This is a genomic window from Acinetobacter sp. GD03645 (genome assembly GCF_029845285.1).
Classification (GTDB): Bacteria; Pseudomonadota; Gammaproteobacteria; order Pseudomonadales; family Moraxellaceae; genus Acinetobacter; species Acinetobacter corruptisaponis.
In genome coordinates this window covers 1-2407 of sequence record NZ_JAOCLL010000045.1, presented here as the reverse complement: position 1 = coordinate 2407, position 2407 = coordinate 1, and the positions used below count along the sequence as shown (strand labels likewise).

The 2407-nt window shown below is 34.8% G+C and carries 3 protein-coding genes; 2 read left to right on the top strand and 1 reads right to left on the bottom strand.

Going from position 1 to position 2407, the window contains the following annotated elements; genetic code table 11:
- Positions 1-312: N-6 DNA methylase (locus N5J47_RS18055; protein WP_279961412.1), on the bottom strand; the 312-nt coding region annotated here is incomplete at its 3' end.
- Positions 313-597: 285 nt separating this feature from the next.
- On the opposite strand from N5J47_RS18055, the gene N5J47_RS18050 reads away from it, so the two are divergent.
- Together N5J47_RS18050 and N5J47_RS18045 are read left to right on the top strand one after the other, a co-directional pair.
- Complete coding sequence (locus tag N5J47_RS18050) at positions 598-1695, top strand: AAA family ATPase (RefSeq protein WP_279961411.1); 1098 nt, start codon at positions 598-600, stop codon at positions 1693-1695.
- Complete coding sequence (locus tag N5J47_RS18045) at positions 1692-2348, top strand: DUF4276 family protein (protein WP_279961410.1); 657 nt, start codon at positions 1692-1694, stop codon at positions 2346-2348. The genes N5J47_RS18050 and N5J47_RS18045 overlap by 4 nt, the downstream gene beginning before the upstream one ends.
- Positions 2349-2407 lie beyond the last annotated feature (59 nt).

Below are 2407 nucleotides of genomic sequence, written 5' to 3'. Positions count from 1 at the left end.
CTCAAACATTTCTAAATTATGCTGAAGTGTATTAATGAGTTGTTGATCTAATTCTACTGTGGTTACATCATAAGAACTATGAGGGTAGGTGTCTTGAATCCTTTGGAGCAAAGCACTACTTAGGCAACCGATACCTGCTCCTGCATCTAAAATTTTGTACTGTTCTTTGTCTTTAAGCTCAAATAATGATGCCATAAAAACGGCAATTTCAGTAGGCGTAAAGTATTGTCCTAAGCTTGCTTTGTGCTGGGAAGTGGTCTGTGTGGAGTATGACTGTCGAATCTGGTCAATATTCGCAAGTACGCTATTCATGAAATGAGTATAAAAGTCGATGAAGTTTTGAGTAGTCTATCATTGATTGAAATGGTCTATTGGTATTTTTGGTTGAGTACGTCAATTTATGTCGTGAATTTTATTGATGGTTCTATTGTCTAAAAAGTTAGCCAAAGTAAATAGAAAATATTTAATTTATAGTATTGTCTTTTAGCGGTATAGAGTAAGACATCTATCTAGTTTTAGGTGTTATGATTTAATCCCAAAGATGAGAGTAAAACTTCTCAATGCTCTTGATCCCATATTAATTTTGAAGAAAACAACATGACAGAAGATATTCGTGAAAAACAAATTTCACGTATTGTAATAGACGGCTACAAGTCAATTGAAACATGTGATTTAAAGCTGAATAGACTGAATGTATTGATCGGTGCAAATGGCGCAGGTAAGTCTAATTTGATCAGTTTTTTCAAATTGATTGGTAGAATTATTGATGAACAATTGCAATTGGCAGTTGGTGAATCTGGAGGTCCAGATTCAGTTTTACACTTTGGGCGAAAAAAGACTGAACGACTTAAAGGGGAATTGTACTTTGGCAATAATGGCTATAAGTTCTCATTAGTACCTACTCAGGATAACCGCATGATGTTTGAGCGAGAGGCATTATGGTGGAATGTTCATGGTGAGTGGAGAGCAAAAAGTGGACATTTTGAGAGTTATATCGAAGATCAAAAAAATAAAACCAATATTTATCATTATGTTATTCCAGCAATTATGAGTTGGACGTTGTATCATTTTCACGATACTAGCTCTACAGCAACGGTCAAGCAAATTCACAATATTGGTGACAATGAATATCTAAGACAAGATGCCAGAAATTTAGCTGCTTTCCTTTATCGTTTAAAGCAACAGCATGAATCTCACTATAAGCGTATTGTTAAAACAATACGCTTGGTTGCTCCTTTCTTTGGCGATTTTCATTTACGTCCAACTGTAACAAACCCAGAGAGAATCCAATTAGAGTGGGTAGAAGTTGGGCAAGATGAGCCATTTACTGCAAGTGCATTGTCTGATGGTACTCTGAGGTTTATTTGCTTAGTGACTGTATTACTGCAACCTGATGAGTTCATGCCAGCGACTATATTGATTGATGAACCTGAATTAGGTTTACATCCCTATGCAATCAATGTATTAGCAAACCTGATTAAGTCTACTGCAATAGAACATCAGATTATTATTTCAACGCAATCTGTTGAATTATTAAATGAATTTACAGTAGAAGACCTAATCGTAGTAGATAAAATAAAAGGTAGTTCTCATTTTTCAAGGTTAAATGTTGAAAAATTAGCAACTTGGTTAGAAGATTATTCACTAGGCGAGTTATGGAAAAAGAACCTCATCGGTGGGAGACCAAACCGATGAAACGTATCTATGTTTTAGTAGAAGGGCAAACGGAAGAATCATTTATTAATGAGGTAATTACGCCCTTATATGCTTATCACAATATTTTTATCCAGCCCATTATTGTTTCAACCAGCCGTGGACATAAAGGTGGAATTGTCAGCTATGCAAAAGTTAAACCTCAAATTATTAAATTATGCCGTCAAGATGCAGATGCTTGGGTAACCACTTTTTTTGATTTGTATGCCTTACCAAGTGATTTCCCAAATAAAGAAAATCCTGACTATAGGCGAATCAACAACTGTTTTCAGAAAGTTGAATTTTTAGAGCAAGCGTTAAAGCTTGATATTAACGAGAATAACTTTATTCCTTATATCATGTTGCATGAATTTGAAGCTTTACTCTTTACTGAGCCTGAAAAGTTTGGTGATTGGGTTGATGATGAAAGGATAGTTGAGGAGCTTGTCAAAATTAAGGGTGATTTTTCATCTCCAGAAGAAATCAATAATAGTCCACAAACTGCACCATCTAAGCGGATTTTGTCCTTAATTCCTGACTATAACAAAGTTGTACAAGGGACAATTATTGCTTCTGAAATTGGCCTTGATCAAATGCGTAGGCAATGTTCGCATTTTGATCGGTGGTTGGAATGTTTAGAGAAATTGAAAATTTAAGGTAAATTTTATATTCCTATATTAAATATAGATTTTTTCATGCTTGCTTAAGCATCCAA

Excerpts from the sequence above, each read along its gene's own strand:
- N5J47_RS18045 (WP_279961410.1), top strand. The coding sequence starts at position 1,692 with ATGAAACGTATCTATGTTTTAGTAGAAGGGCAAACGGAAGAATCATTT.
- N5J47_RS18050 (WP_279961411.1), top strand. The coding sequence starts at position 598 with ATGACAGAAGATATTCGTGAAAAACAAATTTCACGTATTGTAATAGAC.